At 44.3% G+C, this 2,076-nt stretch carries 1 protein-coding gene and 2 pseudogenes; 2 read left to right on the plus strand and 1 reads right to left on the minus strand.

Going from position 1 to position 2,076, the window contains the following annotated elements; translation table 11 throughout:
- Both HP456_RS25220 and HP456_RS23260 read left to right on the plus strand, forming a co-directional pair.
- Positions 1-179 (plus strand): annotated as a pseudogene (locus tag HP456_RS25220) (sodium:alanine symporter); the annotation flags it as partial.
- 203 nt (positions 180-382) lie between these two features.
- A complete protein-coding gene (locus HP456_RS23260) occupies positions 383-1,552 on the plus strand; it encodes an acyl-CoA dehydrogenase family protein (protein ID WP_246289389.1) in 1,170 nt (389 codons plus the stop codon).
- A 55-nt stretch (positions 1,553-1,607) separates the two neighbouring features.
- On the opposite strand, the pseudogene HP456_RS23265 reads toward HP456_RS23260, so the two are convergent.
- A pseudogene (locus HP456_RS23265) lies at positions 1,608-2,076 on the minus strand (hypothetical protein); the annotation flags it as partial.

Genomic DNA, 2,076 nt, shown 5'->3' on the forward strand with positions numbered 1-2,076 from the left:
GGCTGAACTTGATCGCCATCCTCATCCTGGCAAAACCTGCTCTTCGTGCCCTTAAGGATTACGAAGAACAGAAGAAGCAGGGGCTTGATCCAGTCTTTAACTCCACAAAGCTCGGTATTAAAAACGCTGAGTATTGGGAACAGGAATATAAAGTGGATAAAGAGGAAAATGCTTCATAACCAGTTAGCGAACCTTGCTGCATGATTTTAAATGCAGCGGGTTTTTTTGTTTAACAAAGGATGGATTTGATTCTGGATGCCGACTCAACAGCATGGATGAAATTCTGCATAATTCTGATTGGTTTAATAGGACAAAATCTTTGAGTACCGGGAATAGATTGATTATCATAAAAGAAAGTCAATGTCGGCAGAGGAGGATTCAATTGGATTTATATGAATCTTATATTCAAAATGATCGTCAGCGGAAGTTACTCGAATCAACTGGAAAACTCGCAGATGTTTTTTCATCCCGGGCAGAGAAATTTGATCGGGAGGATACTTTCCCTTTTGAAAATTTTTCAGATTTAAAAAAAGCAGGGTATGTTGCCTTGACTGTCCCGGAAGAATACGGGGGAGATGAGCTGAGTTTATATGAATTGGTCATGCTTCAGGAAAGACTGGCCACTGGAGACGCAGCGACCGCATTGTCGATTGGATGGCATCTGGGCAGTTTGATGGAACTATCCGAAGGCCGGCCGTGGAAAGAAGAAACATTTAAAAGCCTATGCAAAAGAATCGTGGAAAATAAAGTCTTGATAAACCGTGCTGCAACCGAACCTGCAACAGGCAGTCCCACACGAGGCGGCATTCCGGAAACAAATGCGGTGAAAACGGAGAAGGGCTGGGTACTGAACGGACGGAAGTCATTTACTTCTATGGCCAAGGCACTTGATTATTCATTGGTTTCTGCACGGTTCGAAGGTAAGGCTGAAAAAGGTTTTTTCCTGGTCGATCACTCCCTTGAAGGTGTTTCAATTGAAGAAACGTGGGATACGATTGCCATGAAAGGAACCGGGAGTGACGATCTCGTACTTGAAGACGTTGCCCTTCCTTCCAGTGCGTTAGTTGAGCGGGACAGCGATGGGCATAACAGGGGAGAGGCACTTCCGAAAGCGTGGCTGCTGCATATCCCGGCTTGTTATATTGGCATAGCGATTGCCGCGCGGAATGAAGCGATCCGCTTTTCCAAGGAGTACTCACCTAACAGCTTGCCAGGACCAATTAAGGATGTCCCTGAGGTTCAAAGGAAAATAGGGGAAATAGAATTGGAGCTCTTTAAAGCAAGGCAGGTTCTGTATTCTGTTGCCGATAAGTGGGATAATGAGCCGGAGAAGCGAGCATTAATGGCAGCAGAGCTTGCTTCTGTAAAGCATATCGTTGCGAACAGTGCCTTTCATATAGTAGACACTGCCATGAGAATTGTCGGGGCGAGAAGCTTGTTCAGATCCAATCCTATGCAGCGGTACTACCGGGATGTCAGGGCAGGACTCCATAATCCGCCTATGGATGATATGGTCATTTCCATGCTGGCTCGTCAAGCTTTGGGAGAATAATTCTTTAACAAAAAAAGGATCGCTGCCGGTGACACACTCCCGAGACGATCCTTTTTTATTTTTTCAATGACTTTTCCAAGACATTTTCATGCTGAATTTCAAGTACATGCGATTCGTTTAATTCTTCCAGTAAATCATGAACTGACAAAAGTTCATAAAGTAATATTGTTTCGCAGGAAAAATGCTGCCTGATCGATTGAAACGGCTTGCTGTGAAGGTCATCATGATCCTCCCAGAACTCCTGCAGCAGCTCTTTCATCAAAATGAAATGTCCATCCTGCATGTGGTAAGAAGGATGGTGCATAATGCTCTTAAGTGATTGAACTGCCTGAAGAATCTTGTCCTTCTCCTCCCTGGTAAAGGATTCATTCTGAACAGGAAGGTAGATCAAATTCCCGATGTGGAAATGAATCTGCCGTAAAAGATTGAGCTTTTTAAATTGATGATGAAGGCATCGCAGCTCTTTTCGGCTGGAACGGTGCAGCTTCATTTCTTCTTTCTGATAGTCACAAAGGGTATTCGTC

It is taken from the genome of Bacillus haikouensis, assembly GCF_013179555.1.
Lineage (GTDB): Bacteria > Bacillota > Bacilli > Bacillales > Bacillaceae_B > Rossellomorea > Rossellomorea haikouensis_A.